Source organism: Streptomyces sp. NPDC043867 (assembly GCF_056435845.1).
In genome coordinates this window covers 137,964-157,990 of the sequence record NZ_JBWKDS010000001.1, presented here as the reverse complement: position 1 = coordinate 157,990, position 20,027 = coordinate 137,964, and the positions used below count along the sequence as shown (strand labels likewise).

At 73.3% G+C, this 20,027-nt stretch carries 16 protein-coding genes; 13 read left to right on the top strand and 3 right to left on the bottom strand.

Going from position 1 to position 20,027, the window contains the following annotated elements; genetic code table 11:
• Window positions 1-31: 31 nt before the first annotated feature.
• Window positions 32-616: a hypothetical protein gene (locus tag AC069T_RS00865; RefSeq protein ID WP_478780675.1), complete on the bottom strand. Its 585-nt coding sequence runs from the start codon at window positions 614-616 to the stop codon at window positions 32-34.
• Window positions 617-884: 268 nt separating this feature from the next.
• On the opposite strand from AC069T_RS00865, the gene AC069T_RS00860 reads away from it, so the two are divergent.
• From AC069T_RS00860 to AC069T_RS00830, 7 genes are all read left to right on the top strand, one after another.
• A complete protein-coding gene (locus tag AC069T_RS00860) occupies window positions 885-1,739 on the top strand; it encodes a bifunctional methylenetetrahydrofolate dehydrogenase/methenyltetrahydrofolate cyclohydrolase (RefSeq protein WP_358855001.1) in 855 nt (284 codons plus the stop codon).
• 190 nt (window positions 1,740-1,929) lie between these two features.
• Window positions 1,930-2,421 carry a DUF3017 domain-containing protein gene (locus tag AC069T_RS00855; RefSeq protein ID WP_478780834.1) on the top strand — a complete coding sequence of 164 codons (492 nt, stop codon included), beginning with the start codon at window positions 1,930-1,932 and terminating at the stop codon, window positions 2,419-2,421.
• A gap of 690 nt (window positions 2,422-3,111) precedes the next feature.
• Entirely contained in the window at window positions 3,112-4,305 is a 1,194-nt protein-coding gene (locus AC069T_RS00850) for a helix-turn-helix domain-containing protein (protein WP_478780674.1), read from the top strand.
• A 441-nt stretch (window positions 4,306-4,746) separates the two neighbouring features.
• A complete protein-coding gene (locus AC069T_RS00845) occupies window positions 4,747-5,736 on the top strand; it encodes a malate dehydrogenase (protein ID WP_476754497.1) in 990 nt (329 codons plus the stop codon).
• Window positions 5,737-5,935: 199 nt separating this feature from the next.
• A complete protein-coding gene (locus AC069T_RS00840) occupies window positions 5,936-7,702 on the top strand; it encodes a hypothetical protein (protein WP_478780673.1) in 1,767 nt (588 codons plus the stop codon).
• On the top strand, window positions 7,699-8,061 hold the full coding sequence (locus tag AC069T_RS00835) for a hypothetical protein (RefSeq protein WP_478780672.1): 363 nt from the start codon (window positions 7,699-7,701) through the stop codon (window positions 8,059-8,061). The genes AC069T_RS00840 and AC069T_RS00835 overlap by 4 nt, the downstream gene beginning before the upstream one ends.
• A gap of 250 nt (window positions 8,062-8,311) precedes the next feature.
• Complete coding sequence (locus tag AC069T_RS00830) at window positions 8,312-9,400, top strand: hypothetical protein (protein ID WP_478780671.1); 1,089 nt, start codon at window positions 8,312-8,314, stop codon at window positions 9,398-9,400.
• Window positions 9,401-9,428: 28 nt separating this feature from the next.
• Here the strand turns inward: AC069T_RS00830 and AC069T_RS00825 are convergent, their stop codons facing one another.
• A complete protein-coding gene (locus AC069T_RS00825; RefSeq protein ID WP_478780670.1) occupies window positions 9,429-10,340 on the bottom strand; it encodes a bifunctional helix-turn-helix transcriptional regulator/GNAT family N-acetyltransferase in 912 nt (303 codons plus the stop codon).
• Window positions 10,341-10,566: 226 nt separating this feature from the next.
• Here AC069T_RS00825 and AC069T_RS00820 point away from each other — a divergent pair, with 226 nt between their 5' ends.
• The 5 genes from AC069T_RS00820 to AC069T_RS00800 all read left to right on the top strand — a co-directional run bounded on the left by AC069T_RS00820 (window position 10,567) and on the right by AC069T_RS00800 (window position 17,954).
• Entirely contained in the window at window positions 10,567-12,087 is a 1,521-nt protein-coding gene (locus AC069T_RS00820) for an aldehyde dehydrogenase family protein (protein ID WP_478780669.1), read from the top strand.
• Window positions 12,088-12,240: 153 nt separating this feature from the next.
• Window positions 12,241-13,773 (top strand): GMC family oxidoreductase, encoded by a 1,533-nt coding sequence (locus tag AC069T_RS00815; protein ID WP_478780668.1) that lies wholly within the window; start codon window positions 12,241-12,243, stop codon window positions 13,771-13,773.
• Window positions 13,770-15,035 carry a quaternary amine ABC transporter ATP-binding protein gene (locus AC069T_RS00810; RefSeq protein ID WP_478780667.1) on the top strand — a complete coding sequence of 422 codons (1,266 nt, stop codon included), beginning with the start codon at window positions 13,770-13,772 and terminating at the stop codon, window positions 15,033-15,035. Before AC069T_RS00815 ends, AC069T_RS00810 begins: the two co-directional genes overlap by 4 nt.
• On the top strand, window positions 15,035-16,987 hold the full coding sequence (locus tag AC069T_RS00805) for an ABC transporter permease (RefSeq protein WP_478780666.1): 1,953 nt from the start codon (window positions 15,035-15,037) through the stop codon (window positions 16,985-16,987). The genes AC069T_RS00810 and AC069T_RS00805 overlap by 1 nt, the downstream gene beginning before the upstream one ends.
• A gap of 1 nt (window position 16,988) precedes the next feature.
• Entirely contained in the window at window positions 16,989-17,954 is a 966-nt protein-coding gene (locus AC069T_RS00800; protein ID WP_478780665.1) for an ABC transporter substrate-binding protein, read from the top strand.
• Window positions 17,955-18,016: 62 nt separating this feature from the next.
• Here the strand turns inward: AC069T_RS00800 and AC069T_RS00795 are convergent, their stop codons facing one another.
• On the bottom strand, window positions 18,017-18,526 hold the full coding sequence (locus AC069T_RS00795) for a carboxymuconolactone decarboxylase family protein (RefSeq protein WP_478780664.1): 510 nt from the start codon (window positions 18,524-18,526) through the stop codon (window positions 18,017-18,019).
• Window positions 18,527-18,573: 47 nt separating this feature from the next.
• On the opposite strand from AC069T_RS00795, the gene pdxR reads away from it, so the two are divergent.
• The gene (gene pdxR, locus AC069T_RS00790) at window positions 18,574-20,004 is read left to right on the top strand and encodes a MocR-like pyridoxine biosynthesis transcription factor PdxR (RefSeq protein ID WP_478780663.1); all 1,431 of its coding nucleotides are present in this window, start codon (window positions 18,574-18,576) and stop codon (window positions 20,002-20,004) included.
• Window positions 20,005-20,027 lie beyond the last annotated feature (23 nt).

Below are 20,027 nucleotides of genomic sequence, written 5' to 3'. Positions count from 1 at the left end.
GTACCGCGGACGGTTCCGGTGCCGCCGCCGGTCAGTACCGCGGGCGGTTGAACCAGGCTTCGCCGTCCTGCTTGCCGACGAACACCGCGATGAGGATCGCCATGACGGTGTGCGCGAGGCCGATGACGACGAACGGGTAGATGCCGAGGATCGCCGTGAGGATGCCGAAGACCAGGATGGCGACGCGGACGCCGTTGCCGCCGCTGCCGGTCTTCACGCCGAGCCAGATGGCGAAGATGCCCCAGGCCAGTACGGCGACGGTGACGGCCCACAGCACGCCGGCCGAGTAGTCGGCGAGCTGCTGGAACTGGACGTCGTCCTTGAGGGTCTCGTCGTTCTTCGCCGCCGAGACGGCCACCGCGGACAGTGCGATCAGGATGGCGCCGAGGACCTGGAGACCGCCGATGACGAAGAGCATCACGCGCGCGGCCTTCACCCCGCCCGGAATCACGGCCGGGCCGCCCGGGTAGCCGCCGCCGTACGGCTGCTGCTGGAGCGGCGGGGCCTGCGGGTAGCCGTAACCGGGCTGCTGCGGCGCACCGCCCTGGGGGTAGCCGTAGCCGGGCTGCTGGCCCTGCGGGGGGCCGTAGGGATTGTTCGGGTCGCCGTAGCTCATGGCGGGTTTCCTCCGATGCCTGATGCGGGGACTACGCGCGGCACGGTTCGGAGGAGAGTTCTACAGAGCGGTCCGTCCCCCCGGTACTGCCCGCGGCACTGTGCCGCTCATCGTTCTCAAACACTCGCTCATTTGTCCAGCGGACATCCGTACGTGTTGTGCAAGTGCAACATCCACGATCATGGTGGCCACCACGTGGCAGGGCCGGCGGGGCGCCGTCGGCGGCCCGGATTGGAACCGGGGCCGGGTCATCCGCGAGGATGGGGCCATGACCGCCCAGATTCTCGATGGCAAGGCCACCGCAGCCGCGATCAAGTCCGACCTGACCGCCCGCGTGGCGGCCCTCAAGGAGAAGGGCGTCACGCCCGGCCTGGGGACCGTCCTGGTCGGCGACGACCCCGGCAGCCAGAAGTACGTCGCGGGCAAGCACCGCGACTGCGCGCAGGTCGGCATCGCCTCCATCCAGCGCGAACTGCCCGCGACCGCCACGCAGGAGGAGATCGAGGCGGTCGTCCGCGAACTGAACGAGGACCCCGCCTGCACCGGCTACATCGTCCAGCTCCCGCTGCCCAGGGGCATCGACGAGAACCGCATTCTGGAGCTGATGGACCCGGACAAGGACGCGGACGGCCTGCACCCGATGAACCTCGGGCGGCTGGTCCTGAACGAGCCGGCGCCGCTGCCCTGCACCCCGAACGGCGTCCTCACCCTCCTCCGCCGGTACGGCGTGGAGATCAAGGGCGCCGAGGTCGTCGTCGTCGGCCGCGGGGTGACCATCGGGCGCCCGATGCCCCTGCTGCTCACGCGCCGCTCCGAGAACGCCACGGTCACCCAGTGCCACACCGGCACCCGTGACCTCTCCGCCCACCTGAAGCGGGCGGACATCATCGTCGCCGCGGCCGGTTCCGCGCATCTGATCCGTCCCGAGGACGTGAAGCCGGGCGCCGCCGTCCTCGACGTCGGTGTCTCGCGCAGCGCCGAGGGCAAGATCGTGGGTGACGTCCACCCCGGCGTCGCCGAGGTGGCCGGCTGGATCTCCCCGAACCCGGGCGGCGTCGGTCCGATGACCCGCGCCCAGCTGCTCGTCAACGTGGTCGAGGCGGCGGAGCGCAGTGTCGGCTGACGGCGACGCCAAGGACACGGCCGCGATCGAGGACACCGCGTCCGCCGAGAACACCGCGTCCGCCAAGAACACCGCGGCCCCCTGGGAACCCGCGGCGGAACCGGTGGACGCGGCCGGTAAGGGCACCCGGGACGCGGCCGCTGCCGGCACCCGCGGCGCGTCGAGTACGGACATCGACGGCGTGGACGGCCTGGACGGCCTGGCCGGCGTGAGCATCGACGACGTAGTCGGCACGAGCGCGGAACCGACCGTGCGGGACGCCGTCAGCGCGCCCGACGCGCAGGGCAGGCCGCGCCGCACCACCCGCCGCTTCCCGCTGTTCACGCGGGACACCGCGCGACCCGAGGGCGGCGGCCGCGCGGCACCCCGGGACGCTCCCGCGCCCGCCCGCCAGTGGCCGATCCTCGTCGTGCTGGCGGGTGTCGGGCTCGGGCTGCTGCTGACCGCGCTGGACGTCTTCCGCTTCGGCACCGTCCTGATCGGGGTGGCCCTGCTGGCCGGCGGTGTGCTGCGCTGGGCGGTGCCCGACGTCGGCATGCTCGCGGTCCGCTCCCGCTTCACGGACATGGTCACGTACGGCGTGCTGGGCGTGGCGATCGTGCTGCTCGCGCTGATGGCGCAGCCCGATCCGTTGCTGGAGATCCCGTTCCTGGACGACACCCTGCACTTCACGATCCAGTGACCTGACGGCGGCCCGCACCTCCCCCGGAGAGTGCGGGCCACCGGTCCGGACCTGGACAGGGCGGCGAGGTGACCGCGGCCCATCCCCTCCCCCGAGTAAGGACGAGCCGCGGCCGGGCGAGTGTTCCGCCCGGGGTCCACACTCACGCACGGTGAACGGCCTGTTCAACACCTGGCTGTTCGCTGTGGCACGGAAGTGACCATTCCGCTACGGTGTCCGCGCCCCGCAACGGGAACCGCGTCCAGGACCGCGTCCAGGGGACCGCCGACGCCGGGTCGCGCCACGGCCGCCGGCCCGTGCCCCTCGGCGTATCCGGTCACTCCCGTAACGCAAGTGCCCTCCTGTGCACCCCCGTTCTGCTGATGCGCGGACAAGTTCGGGAACCGCCGCGAAGGCACTGCGCGCCGGGGCTAGCGTGTCCAGCCGGGACGGTCCGGAGCCTCTGTACGACAGACGGGGGTTCGGCCGGCCCGGCGCGGGCGTCCGAGAGGGGGCTCTGGACCGCGGTCCGGCGGCGTGCGACGGTGCGGGAGCGGGTCGGACACTCCCGTGCGCCCCTTTCCCGGGAACTGACAGCCTCGCCCGGTGCATCCCTGTGGACAGCCGGATCGGGGACTCGGCAGCGGGCGGTGCGCGCGGGGAAGGCGCGGACGGAAATCAGGCACGTACGGGGGGAAAGAGGGGGAAGCGATGCCTCGTTGGAAGGCCTTGCCGGATGAACTCGATCCGCAGGTCAGGGAGTTCGTCGGTCAGCTGCGCCGGCTCGTCGACCGCGGCGGGCTGAGCATCGCCGCGGTGGCGGACCGCACCGGTTACAGCAAGACGTCCTGGGAGCGCTATCTGAACGGCCGGCTGCTCGCGCCCAAGGGTGCGGTCGTGGCGCTTGCCGAGGTCACCGGCACCAGTCCCGTGCACCTCGCCACCATGTGGGAGCTGGCCGAGCGCGCCTGGAGCCGCGCGGAGATGCGTCACGACATGACGATGGAGGCGCTCCGCATCTCCCAAGCCCGGGCGGCGCTCGGGGAGTTCGGGCCGCCGGCCAACGGCACGGGCGGCAGGCAGGCCCGCAGGGGCGGCGGGGCGACGGCGACGCCGGGGATCGCGGGACCCGCCGGCGTGATGCCCACGGTCCCGCCCCAGCCGTCACCGCGTGACGTGGAGGACTCCTCGTACGGTTCCGGGCAGGACGGCGCCGCCGCACGCGGCGCCGGCGGCGGCGCGGCACCCGGCGGGCCCCGGCGCGGCGGGTGGGGGCTCAGCATGCCGTCCCGCCCGTCCGCGCCCGTGACGCCACCGGATGCCGGGGTACCGGGGTCCCCGGTACCCGGTCGGGACGCGGGGCCGCCGCCGTCCGACGCCCCGCCGCGGGGCGGTGGTTCGGCCGACGGGGCGCGGCGCATGCGGCGGCTCACGATGTTCCTCGCGGGCACGGTCGGCGCGCTCGTGGTGACCGCGGCTGCCGTCGTGCTCACCGACCGCGGCGGGGACGGGAGGGACGCGGGTACACCGAAGCCGCCCGCCGCCTCCGCGAGCACCGGCCCCGGCCTGCCGGCCGGAGTGAAGTGCAGCGGCAGGGGCTGCACCGGCAAGGACCCGGAGGAGATGGGCTGCGGTGACGAACGGGCCAGGACCACCACCAGCGTCACCGTCGGCACGGTCCTCGTCGAGGTCCGCTACAACAAGGCCTGCGGTGCCGCCTGGGCCCGTATCACCCGGGCGGCTCCGGGGGACAAGGTCATGGTGTCCTCGACGGAGGCCGCCGGACGGAGCGGCTCGGCCGACGGGGACTTCGACGCGTACACCCCGATGGTGGCCGTGAAGGACGCGGGTGACGCGAAGGCCTGCGCGACCCTCAAGTCGGGCGAGAAGGGCTGCACTCGGTAGGCGGCGCGGCAGCGTGCCCGCGCGCGTGGGGCCCGCTCGCGCGCCGGTGTGCGGAAAATCCCGCCGCACGGGCGCATGGTCCGGGCCGGCCGGGGCAGGCGGACCGTACCCCCACGGGATCCGGTTGCTCCGGGAGGACGAGACCCCCTCTCCCGCACACCCCGGTACCCATCCGGCGGCCGCCGCGTCCCCTCCAACGGACGGGCGGCCGCTTCTTCTGTGCCCGGAACGGCGGCTGTGGGACGGGCCACACGAGACCCGGCCGTGCGGGCCCCCGGATGCGCGATAGCCTGACGGGCGGATCTCTCTTGACGCCGAGAGATCGATCATCTGTACGCCTGATCGATCCTCGCGGCGGTCGGCGCCGGCCATCCGGCAGGCGGCGGGATCCTGCACCCGGGGCAGCGACGCCCCACCGCCAGCTGTCATACGGAGAACGCCATGACCCGCACTCCCGTGAACGTCACCGTCACCGGCGCGGCCGGCCAGATCGGCTACGCACTGCTCTTCCGCATCGCCTCCGGCCAGCTGCTCGGCGCGGACGTTCCGGTCAAGCTGCGCCTTCTGGAGATCACCCCGGCGCTCAAGGCCGCCGAGGGCACGGCGATGGAGCTCGACGACTGCGCCTTCCCGCTCCTCCAGGGCATCGACATCACCGACGACCCGAACGTCGCCTTCGACGGCACGAACGTCGGTCTGCTCGTCGGCGCCCGCCCCCGCACCAAGGGCATGGAGCGCGGTGACCTCCTGGAGGCCAACGGCGGCATCTTCAAGCCGCAGGGCAAGGCCATCAACGACCACGCCGCGGACGACGTCAAGATCCTGGTGGTCGGCAACCCGGCCAACACCAACGCCCTGATCGCCCAGGCCGCCGCCCCGGACGTCCCGGCGGAGCGCTTCACCGCGATGACCCGCCTGGACCACAACCGCGCGCTGACGCAGCTCGCGAAGAAGACGGGCTCCACGGTCGCCGACATCAAGCGCCTGACCATCTGGGGCAACCACTCCGCGACCCAGTACCCCGACATCTTCCACGCCACGGTCGCCGGCAAGAACGCCGCCGAGACCGTGAACGACGAGAAGTGGCTCGCCGAGGACTTCATCCCGACCGTCGCCAAGCGCGGTGCCGCGATCATCGAGGCCCGCGGCGCGTCCTCGGCCGCCTCCGCCGCCAACGCCGCCATCGACCACGTCCACACGTGGGTCAACGGCACCGCGGACGGCGACTGGACCTCCATGGGCATCCCGTCGGACGGTTCCTACGGTGTCCCGGAGGGCCTCATCTCCTCCTTCCCGGTCACCACCAAGAACGGCACGTACGAGATCGTCCAGGGCCTGGACATCAACGAGTTCTCCCGCGCCCGCATCGACGCCTCCGTCAAGGAGCTCGAGGAGGAGCGCGAGGCGGTCCGCGGTCTCGGCCTCATCTGAGCCGCCCCAGCCTCCGCCGGCCCCCATCGGAACGTACTCCGGTGGGGGCCGACGCATGCGTACGAAAAGTACGTATCGAACACCCGTGCTTTATCGGCATATGGCGGCTGCAACAGGAGTAACCCTCGCTATCGTCGTGGCGTACGGTCCGCCCGGGGTTGCCGGCCGGGCCGAGCAAGACATGGCGGGGGTGGTCCCGTTGACGGGATCGAATCGGCGGTACGCGCACAGCGAGTCCACCCGGCTGCTGTGCGCCGGGGCCTATCTGGACACGGGGTTCAGGGCGCGGGTCATCGACGAACTCATCGGGCACGAGGAGCGGCCGGCCGCGCCGTCCCTCGGTGTCGATGTCGTCTCCGTGCTCGCGCATGCCGTGCGGGCACGGCGGCAGGAGGTCTCGACCGCGCTCGCCCTGGGCGGCATCTGGGTGGTCTTCTTCGCCGTGGAGGCGGCCCTGGCGCGGAACGGGGCAGCCGCCGGCGGGGAGTTGGCGCCGGGGGTCGTGGGACTCGGCGTGCTGGTCGGCGCCTTCCCGGCGCTTTTCTACGCGGCCGTATGCGTCCTGCTCTGGGCCGCGCGGGCGGCATCCGGCGGCGGCACGACCATGTACGCGGTGAGCCGGGCGGAGTCGACCAGGCTCCGGCTGCCCCGGCGCGCGACCGCCTGGGGGCTCACGATCATGGCCCGGGGCCTGGAGCTCGTCTACTGGGGGTACGCCCTCCAGCGGCTCCCCGACGATCCGTTCCCGCTGCTGTTCCCGCTCGCGCTCACCTTCGCCACCGGGGTCCACCGCTCCCACGTCGCCGAGGTCATGCGCAGGGAACTCGGCCGCGACGTCTTCGAGGGCACGGCGCCGGCGACCCCCGCGGGCAACGAGCGCCAGATCCGCGTCGCCCGGGCCATCGCCTGGGAGCAGCACGCGGGCGTCGCGCTCTACGACGCCCACCGGCCGTTCGTCGGGGCCGGAAAGCCGTACGAGCCCTGGTCGTTCGCGATGGAGATCACCCCGGCCAGGAAGCACCGGCTGTCGCTGAACGGGGACTCGCCCGACGGCCGCCCGAACGGCGACGGCAACGGACTGCCGGCCGGCAACGGACTGCCCGACGGGGTCAACGGACCGCCCGACGGGGCCGCGCCCCCGGTGCGGCTGACCAACCGCCAGATCATCGACCTGGTACGCCCGAAGCTGGAGGCGCTGCGCGAGTCGGCCGCCCTGACCAGCCGGGACCGGCTCAAGGACCTGGAGATCGAGGAGTTCGTCTATCTGCCCTCGGGCGTCGGCCGCAGCGAAGGCGTGTACGGCGCCGAGTCCGCCCGGGCGCATGCCGAGGGAGCGGTCGACGAGGGCGGCGAGGCGCGCCGCCACTTCCTCTGGGTGCGGATCGGTGCCTGGGACGAGCAGGTGGTGGTCTCGGTGCTGGTCCGCGTCCACACCCAGGGCCGGATGCTGGTCCTGGAGGTCGTGCCGCACGTCCTGGGACCGATCGCGGCGGAGTACCGGCACGTGGACCTCATCGCGTCCCGCCGCGAGGACGAGGCGCTGCGCGAGGCGGTGCGGACGCTGCTGTCCGGTCCGGCGACGAACGTCGTGGCCGGGATCTCCGCGGTCCGCACCCTCGCGCAGTGCCTGCACACCTGGCTGGCGCACCGCGAACAGGCGCCGCCCGACGCCCCGTTGGCGTCGGTGCGCGAACTGGGCAGCACGGACGGGCTGTCGCTGTTCCAGGAGATGGACGTCAGCCGCTACATCAAGACCGTCGAGGACCGCATCGCGAGCGGGGTGCGCGAGGCGCTGCGGCGCAGCGGCTGCGAGACGGGCAGCTTCGAGCAGAACATCGTCAACGTCTCCGCGGGCGGCCAGTTCATCGGACAGATGAGCGGCGGGACCGCGGTGGGCCGGATCAGCAGGAGCGCCGTCACCACCGGCGTCGGCAGCGCCATGTACGGGGAAGGGGACACGGAATGAGCGACGGCACGGGAGGGCGGATCGACCGCATCACGCGCAGCGCGGTGAGCTTCGGCGACCACGGCAGGGCCGAGTACCACGAGGCGCCGCGCGCGCCGGCCGCAGATGAGGCGACCGAGGCGCTGCTGGACGCCGTACGCAGCCTGCGCGACCATCTGCGGCTGCTCACGGAGTCATCGGGTGCGGCCGGTCTGGACGGTGAACTCGCCGTCGTGCAGGGGGAGATCGAGCGGACGGGAACCGCCGATCCGCAGCGGCTCGGGCGGCTGCGGCTGCGACTGGAGACCGCCGCGGCGGCGGTGGCCGGGCTGGCGTCGACGGCGGCCGTGGTGCAGGCGATCACGCAACTGGCGGGCTAGGTCGTGTCCGCAAAGTCTCGTCGTCCGCCCGGAGGGCGGGTTCCGCGGCGTCTGGTGCGTGCTCTCGGCGTGCCGGGCGGAGACCCTCGTACTGGACGTACTTGGGGCTTCGCCCGGTGCGGCGAGAGTGCGTGCCAGGCGTCGCGGAACAGGCGGGACTTTGCGGACACGGCCTAGGGCCGTTCCCGTCCGCCCCGCGACGCCCGGCACGCGGGATCGTGGGAGCACGGGGTGAGGAGAGGGGGAGGACATGCGACAACGGTGGGACGCGGACCGCCAGCGGTGGGTCGACGACGACGGAACGGGCGGGCCGTCCGGGTCGTCCGGGCAGGCGGGAGCAGCGGTACCGGGTGCCGCGGACCCGGCGCGGGGCGCCGAGGGAGCGGACGGTCCGGCACGGGGCGCCGGGGGAGCCGATGACGCGGGCGGGAGTTCGGGGGCGGGTCCGCGGGATCCGCAGCAGCAGTGGTGGGCCTCGGCGCAGACCCAGTCGGCCGTGTTCCCGCCACCACCGCCCCCTCCTCAGCAGCCGCAGCCCCAGCCGCATCAGTCCCCACCCCCGGCTCAGGACCCGGTGCCGCCGTCCTGGGGCGCCCCGGTGCCGGGCGGCGGTCCGCCGCCGGCCCGGCCGGACGGCTCACGGCGGCTGCTGTTCGTGATCGTCGCCGGGGCGCTGCTGGCGGGCGGCGTGGGCGGCGGGGTGTGGGCGCTGACCCGGGACGGCTCAACGGACCGGGCGGGCTCCGGCGGGCCGCGGTCGTCCGTGACCGTCACCGCCACGCAGGGCGCCCCCTCGGCGCAGGGTTCGGAGGGCGCCGGAGGCTCGGAGGAAGGGGATCCTCTCGCGGGTTCCGAGTCGCCCTCGGCCTCCGCGTCGCCGTCCCCCGGCTACAGCCGCTCGGTGGACGGCGTCGGCTACACCGTCGACGTGCCCGAGGGCTGGGACCGTTCGGTGGACCGGCGCACGGGGAAGCCGTCGGTCGTCCACTACACGTCCCCTGACGGCACCGCCGAACTCGAACTGTTCGAGCTCATGGAGGCCAGCCCCGCCGACTCGCTGTCCCAGGCCGAGAACGACCCGTCCTTCGGGTTCGACGCCAAGCTGGCGGGCTACCGGGTCCTGGACCGGCGCTCCGGAACCGACTGGGCCGAGCTCGGCTACCGCTACGACGACGTGCAGGACGGCCCCCTCCAGGTCGTCGACCACCGCTTCGAGGCCCCGGACGGTACGGCGTACGCGATCCGCTCGATCGGGACCGAAGGCACGGACGTGCGCACCCCGTTCCGGGTGGCCCTGAACTCGTTCTGCCCGACGGGAGCGGACTGCGCGACGGCGTGAGCGGTCCGGGCCGCCCGCCCGCGTCCCGTCAGCCGGAGGGGCGGCGGGCCGGTGTGCGGCGCAGGCGCTTCTCGAACCAGTGGGCCGCGTGGGCGTTGTCGTCGTACGGCGGGATCTCCGTGTACCCGCAGGCCCGGTACATGGCCTGGGCCTCGGTGAGGACCGCGTGGGTGTCGAGCCGCACGGTGTTGAGTCCGCGCTCGACGGCCTGCCGCTCCAGTTCCTTCAGGATGCGCCGGGCCAGTCCGAGCCGCCGCGCGTCGGGATGGACCCACACGTGCCGGATCTCGCCCACCCCCCGTTCGAGCCGGCGCAGCGCCCCGCAGCCCACGGGCTGCCCCTCCTCGTACGCCACGACGAAGGCACCGGCCCGCCCCGACACCTCGCCCGGCCGCACCAGGGCCGCCGGGTCGAAGCCCTCGGGGAACCGCTCGCCGATGTCGGCGGCGTACGCGGCGAGGCAGGTCCGCGCGTCGCGGGAGGCGCCGTCGACGACCTCGACGCCGATCCCGGCGAGCCGCAGCAGCCGCTCGGTGACGGCGACGGCGGCGGTGAGTTCGCCGCGCTGCGCCTGGCTGAGCCCCCGCAGCAGGCCCGCGGCCAGTCCGTCGGCCCTCCGGTTCTGCTCCGCGACCTCGGCGCGTCCGGCGGGCGTGAGCTCCGCGACCCGCAGTCTGCTGTCCTCGGGGTGCACGCTCACCCGGATCAGCCCCTGCGCCTGAAGCGTCTTGATCATCCGGCTCAGATACCCGGCGTCGAGCCCGAGCCGGCTTCTGAGGTCACGCAGCGAGGTCCCGTGTCCCACCTCGAACAGCAGCCGGGCCTCGCCGAGCGGGCGCTCCCGGCCGGGGCAGTGCTCGCCGAGCGCGCCCACCCGGCGGGTGAAGTACCGGTGGAAGCGGCGCAGCGCCCGCACGTCGTCCACTGAGACTGGCTCCATACGTGTTTGACCCTAGTCAAAGAAAATGCCGTATGTCCAGGAAGCCGATCGGGCCGACGGCATTTGTCCGACCCTGTCGTTATTTCTGCTGGTTGTTCAGTGACACCGGGCACTTTCGGCCACGGGTTCGCATGCATGAGGGGCGGATGGGCAGGTGCTCACGGCCCCCAAGGGTGACCGAGTGTGACGCAGGGGCAGGAAACTGGAACGGAAGGCGATGCCGATCATGGCGCGACAGACCGAACGACAGGCGCAGCACACCATTCATGCGGGCGGGCAGTGGCGTGCGGCCGCTTCCGGAGCCACGCGCGAGATCCTCGATCCCGCGGATGCCGAGCCGTTCGCCGTGGTCGCGGAGGGTGACGAGAAGGACGTGGACCTGGCGGTCGAGGCCGCCCGGCGGGCCTTCGACGAGGGCCCGTGGCCCCGCACCCCCGTCGCCGACCGTGCCGCGCTGCTGCGCCGCGTCGCCGACCTGCTCGTACGCGACCGCGAGGAACTGGGGCTGCTGGAGAGCCGTGACGCGGGCAAGACGGTGGAGGAGGGGCGCGTCGACATCGACTGCGTCGCCGACGCCTTCCGCTACTTCGCCGGTCTGGTCGTGGGGGAGGGCGGCGGACGGGTCGTCGACGCCGGGTCCGCGGACGTCCACAGTGTCGTCGTGCACGAGCCCGTCGGCGTCTGCGCCATGATCACTCCGTGGAACTACCCGCTGCTCCAGGCCAGTTGGAAGGTCGCGCCGGCGCTCGCCGCGGGCAACACCTTCGTCGTCAAGCCGAGTGAGATCACTCCGCTGACGACGATCGCCCTCGTGGAACTGCTCGTCGAGGCCGGGCTGCCCACCGGAGTCGCCAACATCGTCACGGGGCCCGGCCACTCGGTCGGCGCCCGGCTGGCCGAGCACCCCGATGTCGACCTGGTCTCCTTCACCGGCGGCCTGGCGAGCGGGACGAAGGTCGCGCAGGCCGCCGCCGTCGGCGTCAAGAAGGTCGCCCTGGAACTCGGCGGCAAGAACCCTAACGTCGTCTTCGCCGACTCCTGCGCCACGGACGAGGGCTTCGACACCGCCGTCGACCAGGCCCTGAACGCCGCGTTCATCCACAGCGGCCAGGTGTGCTCGGCGGGCTCCCGGCTCATCGTCGAGGAGTCCGTGCGGGAGCGCTTCGTCGCCGAACTCGCCGCCCGCGCCGCGAGGATCAGGCTCGGACGCGGGACCGAGGACGGCGTCGAGTGCGGCCCGCTCGTCTCGGCGCAGCAGCGCGAGAAGACCGAGGCGTACGTGGCGTCCGCCCTCGCGGAGGGCGCGGTGCTGCGCAGCGGCGGCAGGCGCCCCGAGCCGTCCGAAGTCCGGCCCGCCGCCGGGTACTTCTACGAGCCGACCGTCCTCGACGGGTGCCACCGGGAGATGAAGGTCGTCCGCGAGGAGGTCTTCGGGCCCGTGCTGACCGTCGAGACGTTCCGCACGGAGGACGAGGCCGTCGCGCTCGCCAACGACACCGAGTACGGCCTCGCCGGCGCCGTCTGGACCGCGGACGCGGGCCGCGCCCGACGGGTCGCCGCCCGGCTCCGCCACGGCACCGTCTGGATCAACGACTTCCACCCCTACCTCCCGCAGGCGGAGTGGGGCGGCTTCGGCAAGAGCGGCGTCGGGCGCGAACTGGGCCCCGCCGGCCTCGCCGAGTACCGGGAGACCAAGCACGTCTACCAGAACCTCGCGCCGAAGCCGGTGCGCTGGTTCGCCGGCTGACGCGGGCGCACCGCGACCCGACCACCCGGGCGCGCCCCGGCCGGCCCATCACCCCTCGGCCGGGCGCGCGCCCCCGACCGGACCGACCCCCCACCGCCGCGCATCCCCCACCGGTCACGCGCAGCACGTTGCACGAAGAGGAGCACCCCCTTCATGTCCGAGCACGAGAACACGTACGACTACGTCGTCATCGGCGGCGGCACCGCGGGCTCCGTCATCGCGTCCCGCCTGACCGAGAACGCGGACGTCACCGTCGCCGTCATCGAGGGCGGCCCCAGTGACGTGGACCGCGAGGACGTCCTCACCCTGCGCCGGTGGATGGGCCTGCTCGGCGGGGAGCTGGACTACGACTACCCCACCACCGAGCAGCCACGCGGCAACTCGCACATCCGGCACAGCCGGGCCCGGGTGCTCGGCGGATGCTCGTCCCACAACACGCTCATCGCGTTCAAGCCGCTGCCGTCCGACTGGGACGAGTGGGAGGCGGCGGGTGCCGAGGGCTGGGGCGCGGCGCCGATGGAGCCGTACTACGAGCGCCTCCTGAACAACATCGTGGCGGTCGACGAGAAGGACCGGAACGCCATCGCCCGCGACTTCGTCGACGCCGCCCAGGCCGCGCTCGGCGTGCCGCGGGTGGAGGGCTTCAACAAGAAGCCGTTCACCGAGGGCGTCGGCTTCTTCGACCTCGCCTACCACCCCGAGAACAACAAGCGGTCCAGCGCGTCCGTGGCGTACCTGCACCCCGTCATGGACCGGCGGCCCAACCTGACGCTCCTGCTGGAGACCTGGGCGTACCGGCTGGAGCTGGACGGGACCCGCGTCACGGGCGTGCACGTCCGCGGCGAGGACGGCACGGAGACCCTCGTACGGGCCAGGAACGAGGTGCTGCTCTGTGCGGGAGCCGTGGACTCGCCCCGGCTGCTGCTGCACTCCGGCATCGGCCCGAAGCAGGACCTGGAGCGGCTCGGCATACCGGTCGCGCTCGACCTGCCGGGCGTCGGTGAGAACCTGCTCGACCACCCCGAGTCGGTGATCGTGTGGGAGACGAACGAGCCGATCCCCGAGAACTCCGCGATGGACTCCGACGCGGGCCTCTTCGTGCGCCGGGACCCCGAACGGCCGGGCCCGGACCTGATGTTCCACTTCTACCAGATCCCGTTCACGGACAATCCGGAGCGGCTGGGCTACGAACGCCCCGCGTACGGCGTCTCGATGACCCCGAACATCCCGAAGCCGCGCAGCCGCGGCCGGCTCTACCTGACCAGCGCCGACCCGGACGAGAAGCCCGCCCTCGACTTCCGTTACTTCACGGACGAGGACGACTACGACGGCCGGACGCTCGTCGACGGCATCAGGATCGCCCGTGAGATCGCCGGGGCCGAGCCGCTGGCCGGCTGGCTCAAGCGTGAGGTGTGCCCCGGCCCCGAGGTCACCGGCGACGAGGAACTCAGCGCGTACGCCCGGCAGGTCGCGCACACCGTCTACCACCCGGCGGGCACCTGCCGGATGGGCGACCCGGCGGACGAACTCGCCGTGGTCGACCCCGAGTTGCGCGTCCGCGGGCTCGACGGCATCCGGATCGCCGACGCTTCCGTCTTCCCGACCATGCCCGCCGTGAACCCGATGATCGGGGTGCTCATGGTCGGCGAGAAGTGCGCCGACCTGCTGGGAGGCGAGGCCCGATGAGTACGATCCTGGAAACCCCGCGGAGCCCCGGGAGCCCGGAGGCCGGGTCCCCCGTCTTCTCCGTGCGCAACCTGTGGAAGGTCTTCGGTCCCAAGTCCGAGCGGGTGCCCGCCGACCCCGAACTCGCCTCGCTGTCCGCGGCGGACCTGCGTGCCCGCACCGGCTGCACCGCCGCCGTCCGCGACGTCGGCTTCGACGTGCGCAAGGGCGAGGTCTTCGTCGTCATGGGCCTGTCCGGCTCCGGCAAGTCCACACTGGTGCGCTGTCTGACCCGGCTCATCGAGCCGACCTGCGGCGCGCTCGCCATCGACGGCGAGGACGTGCTGGCCATGGACCGCGGCCGGCTGCGCGAACTGCGCCGCCACCGGGCCGCGATGGTCTTCCAGCACTTCGGGCTGCTGCCGCACCGCTCCGTCCTCGACAACGTCGCCTACGGCCTGGAGATCCAGGGCGTCCCGCGTGCCGAACGCCGTGAGCGGGCCGCCGAGGTGGTCGCCAAGGTCGGCCTGGAGGGCATGGAGCAGCGCAGGCCGGGGCAGCTCTCCGGCGGCCAGCAGCAGCGCGTCGGACTCGCCCGGGCGCTCGCCGTCGACCCCGAAGTCCTGCTGTTCGACGAGCCGTTCAGTGCCCTCGACCCGCTGATCCGGCGCGACATGCAGGAGGAGGTCATCCGGCTGCACCGCGAGGAGGGCCGCACGATGGTCTTCATCACCCACGACCTGAACGAGGCCCTGCGGCTCGGCGACCGGATCGCCCTCATGCGCGACGGCCGCATCGTGCAGCTCGGCACCCCCGAGGAGATCGTCGGCTCACCCGCCGACGACTACGTGCGCGAGTTCGTCCGCGACGTGCCCCGCGAGCAGGTCATGACCGTACGGTCGGCGATGCGTGCCGCGTCCGCCGGCGAGGCCGGCCGCGGGCCGGCCGTGAAGCCCGGGGCCACCGTCTCGGAGGCCATCGAGGCGGTCGCGCGCTCCGGATGCGCGGCCCGCGTGGTGGACGAGGGCCGGTGCGTCGGCGTCGTCGACTCGGAGACCCTGCTCGGAGTGGTGGCCGGCACGGACACGCCCGGCTACGGCGGCCCCGGAGTGGTGGCCGGCACGGACACGCCCGGCTACGGCGGACCCGGAGTGGTGGCCGGCACGGACACGCCCGGCTACGGCGGACCCGGAGTGGTGGCCGGCACGGACACGCCCGGCCACGGCGGCCCCGGGGTGGTGGCCGGCGGGGACCCGCACGGCACCGGCGAAGGGGTGGCCTGATGGCTGCCGTCACGGCGCCCGCCGGCCGCAGGGGCCCGGCGGACCGGGCCAGGAGCCTCCTGCGCCACCGGGCCGCGGGCAAGCTCCTGCTGCTCGCCGTGCTCGCCGCCGTCCCGCTGCTCGACGCCCGCTGGTCGAGCGGCAGTTGGCCGCACGCACTGACCGTCGACCTCACCGGACCGCTCGGCAGGACCAGCGACTGGATCATCGACAACCGGGACAGCCACCCGCTGTTCCTGTACTTCTTCGGCCACGTCAGCAACGCGGTCGTGCTCTCCGTGCGCGCCGTCTACCTGGTGCTGCTCGCGGCGGGCTGGGCGGGTGTGACGGCGGTGGCCGCCGCCGTCGCCTGGCGGGCCGCCGGGCTGGGACTCGCCCTCGGCACGGCCGCCGCGTTCCTCGCCTGCGGACTCCTCGGCATGTGGGTGCCGGCCATGCAGACGCTGGCCCTGATGGTCGTCGCCGTCCTCGTCTCCGTCGTCCTCGGCATGCTGCTCGGCCTCGCGGCCGGACTGTCCGACCGCACGTTCCGCGCGCTGCGGCCGGTCCTCGACACCATGCAGGTGCTGCCCGCGTTCGCGTACCTGCTGCCCGTCGTCCTGGTCTTCGGCATCGGCGTCCCCGCGGCCGTCCTCGCCACCGTCGTGTACGCCGCCCCGCCCATGGCCCGGCTCACCGCCCTCGGCCTGCGCGGCGCCGACCCCGGCGTCATGGAGGCCGTCGCGTCGCTCGGCGCCACGGCCCGCCAGCGGCTGCTCACCGCCCGGCTGCCGCTGGCGCGCAAGGAACTCCTGCTCGGTCTCAACCAGACGATCATGATGGCGCTGTCCATGGCGGTCATCGCCTCCGTGATCGGCGCGGGCGGACTCGGCGACCGTGTGTACCAGGCCCTGGCCTCCGTCGACGTGGGCGCCGCCCTCGCCGCCGGCATCCCGATCGTGCTGCTCGCCGTCGTCCTCGACCGGGTGACCGCCGCCGCGGGGGAACGGCTCGGCGCGCACACGGAGACGAGGGGCCCGCACTGGGCGTACGCCGCCGTCGCGGTCGTCGCCGTGGCCGTCGCCGGGCGCCTCACGGGCCGCCTCGACTGGCCCGACGCCTGGATCGTGCGCATCGCAGGACCGGTGAACACCGCCGTCGACTGGATGACCGACCACCTCTACTCGGGGGTCCCCTACATCGGTGGCACCGCCGACTGGGCGGGCCACTTCACCACCTGGGTCCTCGACCCGCTCCGCGACGGCCTCCAGTGGCTGCCCTGGTGGGCGGTCCTGCTGCTCGTCGCCGCCCTGGCCTGGCTGATCGGCACCTGGCGCACCGCGCTGACCGCCGTCCTCGCGATGGCCGCGATCGGTGTGCTCGGCGTCTGGAAGCCCTCCCTCGACACGCTGTCGCAGGTCCTCGCGGCGGTCGCGGTGACCCTCGTCACCGGCTTCGCGACCGGTGTCGCGGCGGCCCGCAGCGAACGCGTCGAGCGGGTCCTGCGCCCGGTCCTCGACGTCTTCCAGACGATGCCGCAGTTCGTGTACCTGATCCCGGTGGTGGCGCTGTTCGGCATCGGCCGGGCGCCCGCCGTGGCCGCGGCCGTCGTCTACGCCCTGCCCGCCGTCGTCCGCATCACCACCCAGGGGCTGCGCTCGGTCGACCCGGCCGCGCTGGAGGCCGCGCGCTCGCTCGGCGCCACCGGCGGACAGCAACTGCGCCAGGTCCAGCTCCCGCTGGCCCGCCCCGCCCTGCTGCTCGCCGTCAACCAGGGCGTCGTCCTGGTCCTCGCCGTCGTCATCATCGGCGGCCTGGTCGGCGGCGGCGCGCTCGGCTACGACGTCGTGTTCGGCCTCGCCCAGGGCGACTTGGCGACCGGACTGGTCGCCGGCGCGGCGATCGTCTGCCTCGGCCTGATGCTCGACCGGGTCACCCAGCCGACGCAGCGCCGCACCGAGAAGGGAGCGTGACATGTCCCGCACGCCGACGAAGACGCGTCTGACCGCCGCCCTCACCGTGCTGGTGCTCGCCACCGGCTGCGGCGCCGCCGACATGACCCGGCAGGCGTCGCCGTTCGCCAACGCGCAGAGCGCGAGGACGGTGACCCTGTCCGTGCAGTCCTGGGTGGGCGCGCAGTCCAACGAGGCCGTCGCGCAGTACCTCCTCGAACACGAGCTGGACTACCGCGTCGACACCGTGCAGGTCGACGAGGTGCCCGCCTGGGACGCGCTCAGCCAGGGCCGCGTCGACGCGATCCTGGAGGACTGGGGCCACCCCGAGCAGGAGAAGCGGTACGTCGACGACAAGAAGACCATCACCCGCGGCGGCGACCTCGGGGTCACCGGCCACATCGGCTGGTACGTCCCGACGTACTTCGCCGAGCAGCACCCGGACGTCACGAACTGGAAGAACCTGAACAAGTACGCGGACCGGCTGCGCACCGCGGAGAGCGGCGCCAAGGGCCAGCTGCTCGACGGCTCCCCCTCCTACGTCACCAACGACAAGGCGCTGGTGGACAGCCTGAAGCTCGACTACCAGGTCGTCTTCGCCGGATCGGAGGCGGCACAGATTACGCAGATCAAGCAGTTCGCCAAGGAGAAGAAGCCCTTCCTCACCTACTGGTACTCGCCGCAGTGGCTCTTCGAGAAGGTGCCCATGACGGAGGTGGGGCTCCCCGCCTACAAGGAGGGCTGCGACGCCGACCCCGAGAAGGTCGCCTGCGCCTATCCGCACACCCCGCTGCAGAAGTACCTGAACGCGGACTTCGCGAAAAGCGGCGGCAGGGCGGCCCGGTTCCTGAAGAACTTCAGGTGGACGACCGAGGACCAGAACGAGGTCTCCCTGATGATCGCCGACGACAGGCTGTCGGCCCAGGAGGCGGCGGAGAAGTGGGTCCGGTCCCACGAGTCGACCTGGCGTCCCTGGATTCCGTCCTGACCCCGTGACCGGCGCCGGGGCGTCTCCCGCCAAGGCGCCCCGCCGCCGGTCCGTCCCGCCTCCTACTTGTACTGGCCCGCCTGGTAGTGACCGGGCACGAGCCGGCAGGTCACCCCGAACCGGTTCCAGGCGTTGATCACCGTGATCGCGGCGACCAGCTGCGCCAGTTCGGTCTCCTCGAAGTGCTCGGCGGCGCTCGCGTAGACCTCGTCCGGCACGAAGCCGTCGGTCAGGACGGTCACCGCCTCCGTCAGCGCGATCGCGGCGAGCTCCTTCTCCGTGTAGAAGTGCCTCGACTCCTCCCACGCGCTCAGCTGCACGAGGCGCTCGACGCTCTCACCCGCGGCCAGCGCGTCCTTGGTGTGCATGTCCAGGCAGAACGCGCAGTGGTTGAGCTGCGACGCGCGGACCTTCACCAGTTCCAGCAGCAGCGGGTCGAGGCCCTGCCGGGCCGCCGCGTCCAGCTTGACCATGGCCTTGTAGACATCGGGCACCAGCTTCGCCCACTCCAGGCGGGGGGCCTCCTCGGCGGCGTACCCGGCGGTCGTCGTGTTGTCCTCGTTCGTCGTCATGCCGTCGACCCTACGAGCGGAACAGCCCAGGAGTATGGTCCATTTCCATGGCAGAACACCGGGCCACTTCCAAGCGGCCCGACCCCGCGCGCGGAGCCGCGCTCGGCGTCGACCTGCACCTGGAACCGGCCGGTTCCGGAGTCCGGCGGGGTCTGACCGACGCCCTGCGGGAGGCGGTCCGCGGCGGCCGGCTGGCCCCCGGCACCCGGCTGCCCTCCTCCCGCTCCCTCGCCGCCGACCTCGGCATCGCCCGCAACACGGTCGCCGAGGCCTACGGAGACCTCGTCGCCGAAGGCTGGCTGACCGCCCGCCAGGGCTCGGGCACCCGGGTGGCCGAGCGGACGGTCCCGCGAGCCGCACCGGAGTCGGCGCCCGCCGGACAGCGGCCGGGCCGGCCCGCCCACGACCTCGTCCCCGGCACCCCCGACCTCGCCTCCTTCCCGCGCGCCGAGTGGCTGAAGGCCGCCCGCCGCGCCCTGGCCGCCGCGCCGTCCGACGCCCTCGGCTACGGAGACGCCCGCGGCCGGACGGAACTGCGCACCGCCCTCGCCGGCTACCTGTCCCGGGCCCGCGGCGTACGGGCCGACCCGGACCGCATCGTCATCTGCTCCGGGTTCTCCGACGGGCTGACCCTGCTCGGCGCGGTGCTGCGGCAGCGGGGCCTGCGCACCCTCGCCGTGGAGTCCTACGGCCTCGACGTCCACTGGAACCTGCTGCACCGCTCGGGTCTGCGCACCGTGCCCCTGCCGTTCGACGGACTCGGCACCCGCCCGGGCGACCTGACGGGTGCGCGGGCGGTCCTGATGACGCCCGCGCACCAGTTCCCGATGGGGGTGCCGCTGCATCCGGACCGCCGGGCCGCGCTCGTGGACCGCGCCCGCCGCACCGGCGCACTGATCCTGGAGGACGACTACGACGGCGAGTTCCGCTACGACCGGCAGCCCGTGGGCGCCCTGCAGGGCCTGGGCCCCGAGCAGGTCGTCTACATGGGCACCGCCAGCAAGTCGCTGGCCCCCGGCCTGCGGCTGGGCTGGCTGGTGCTGCCCCGGTCGCTGGTCACCGAGGTCACGGCGCTGAAGAGCGGCGGCGGGTGGTCCTCCGGAGTCCTGGACCAGCTGACCCTGGCGGAGTTCATCACCTCGGGCGCCTACGACCGCCATGTCCGCGCGGCCCGCCTGCGTTACCGGCGCCGACGCGACTCCCTGGTCGCCGCGCTGGCCGCCCGCGCCCCGCAGGTGCACGCCACCGGCATCGCGGCGGGCCTGCACGCGGTCCTGCGGCTGCCGCCGGGCACCGAGGCGTCGGTGGTCCGCGCGGCGGCCTGGCAGGGCCTCGCCGTCCACGGCCTCGCCCGCCACCGCCATCCCGACGCCGACACCGACCCCCTCGACGCGCTGGTCGTCGGCTACGGCACACCCCCGGACCACGCCTGGACAGGGGCCCTGGACGCCCTGTGCCGGTCCCTGCCGCAGCCATGACCGCGGCCCGCGGGGGCCGCCGC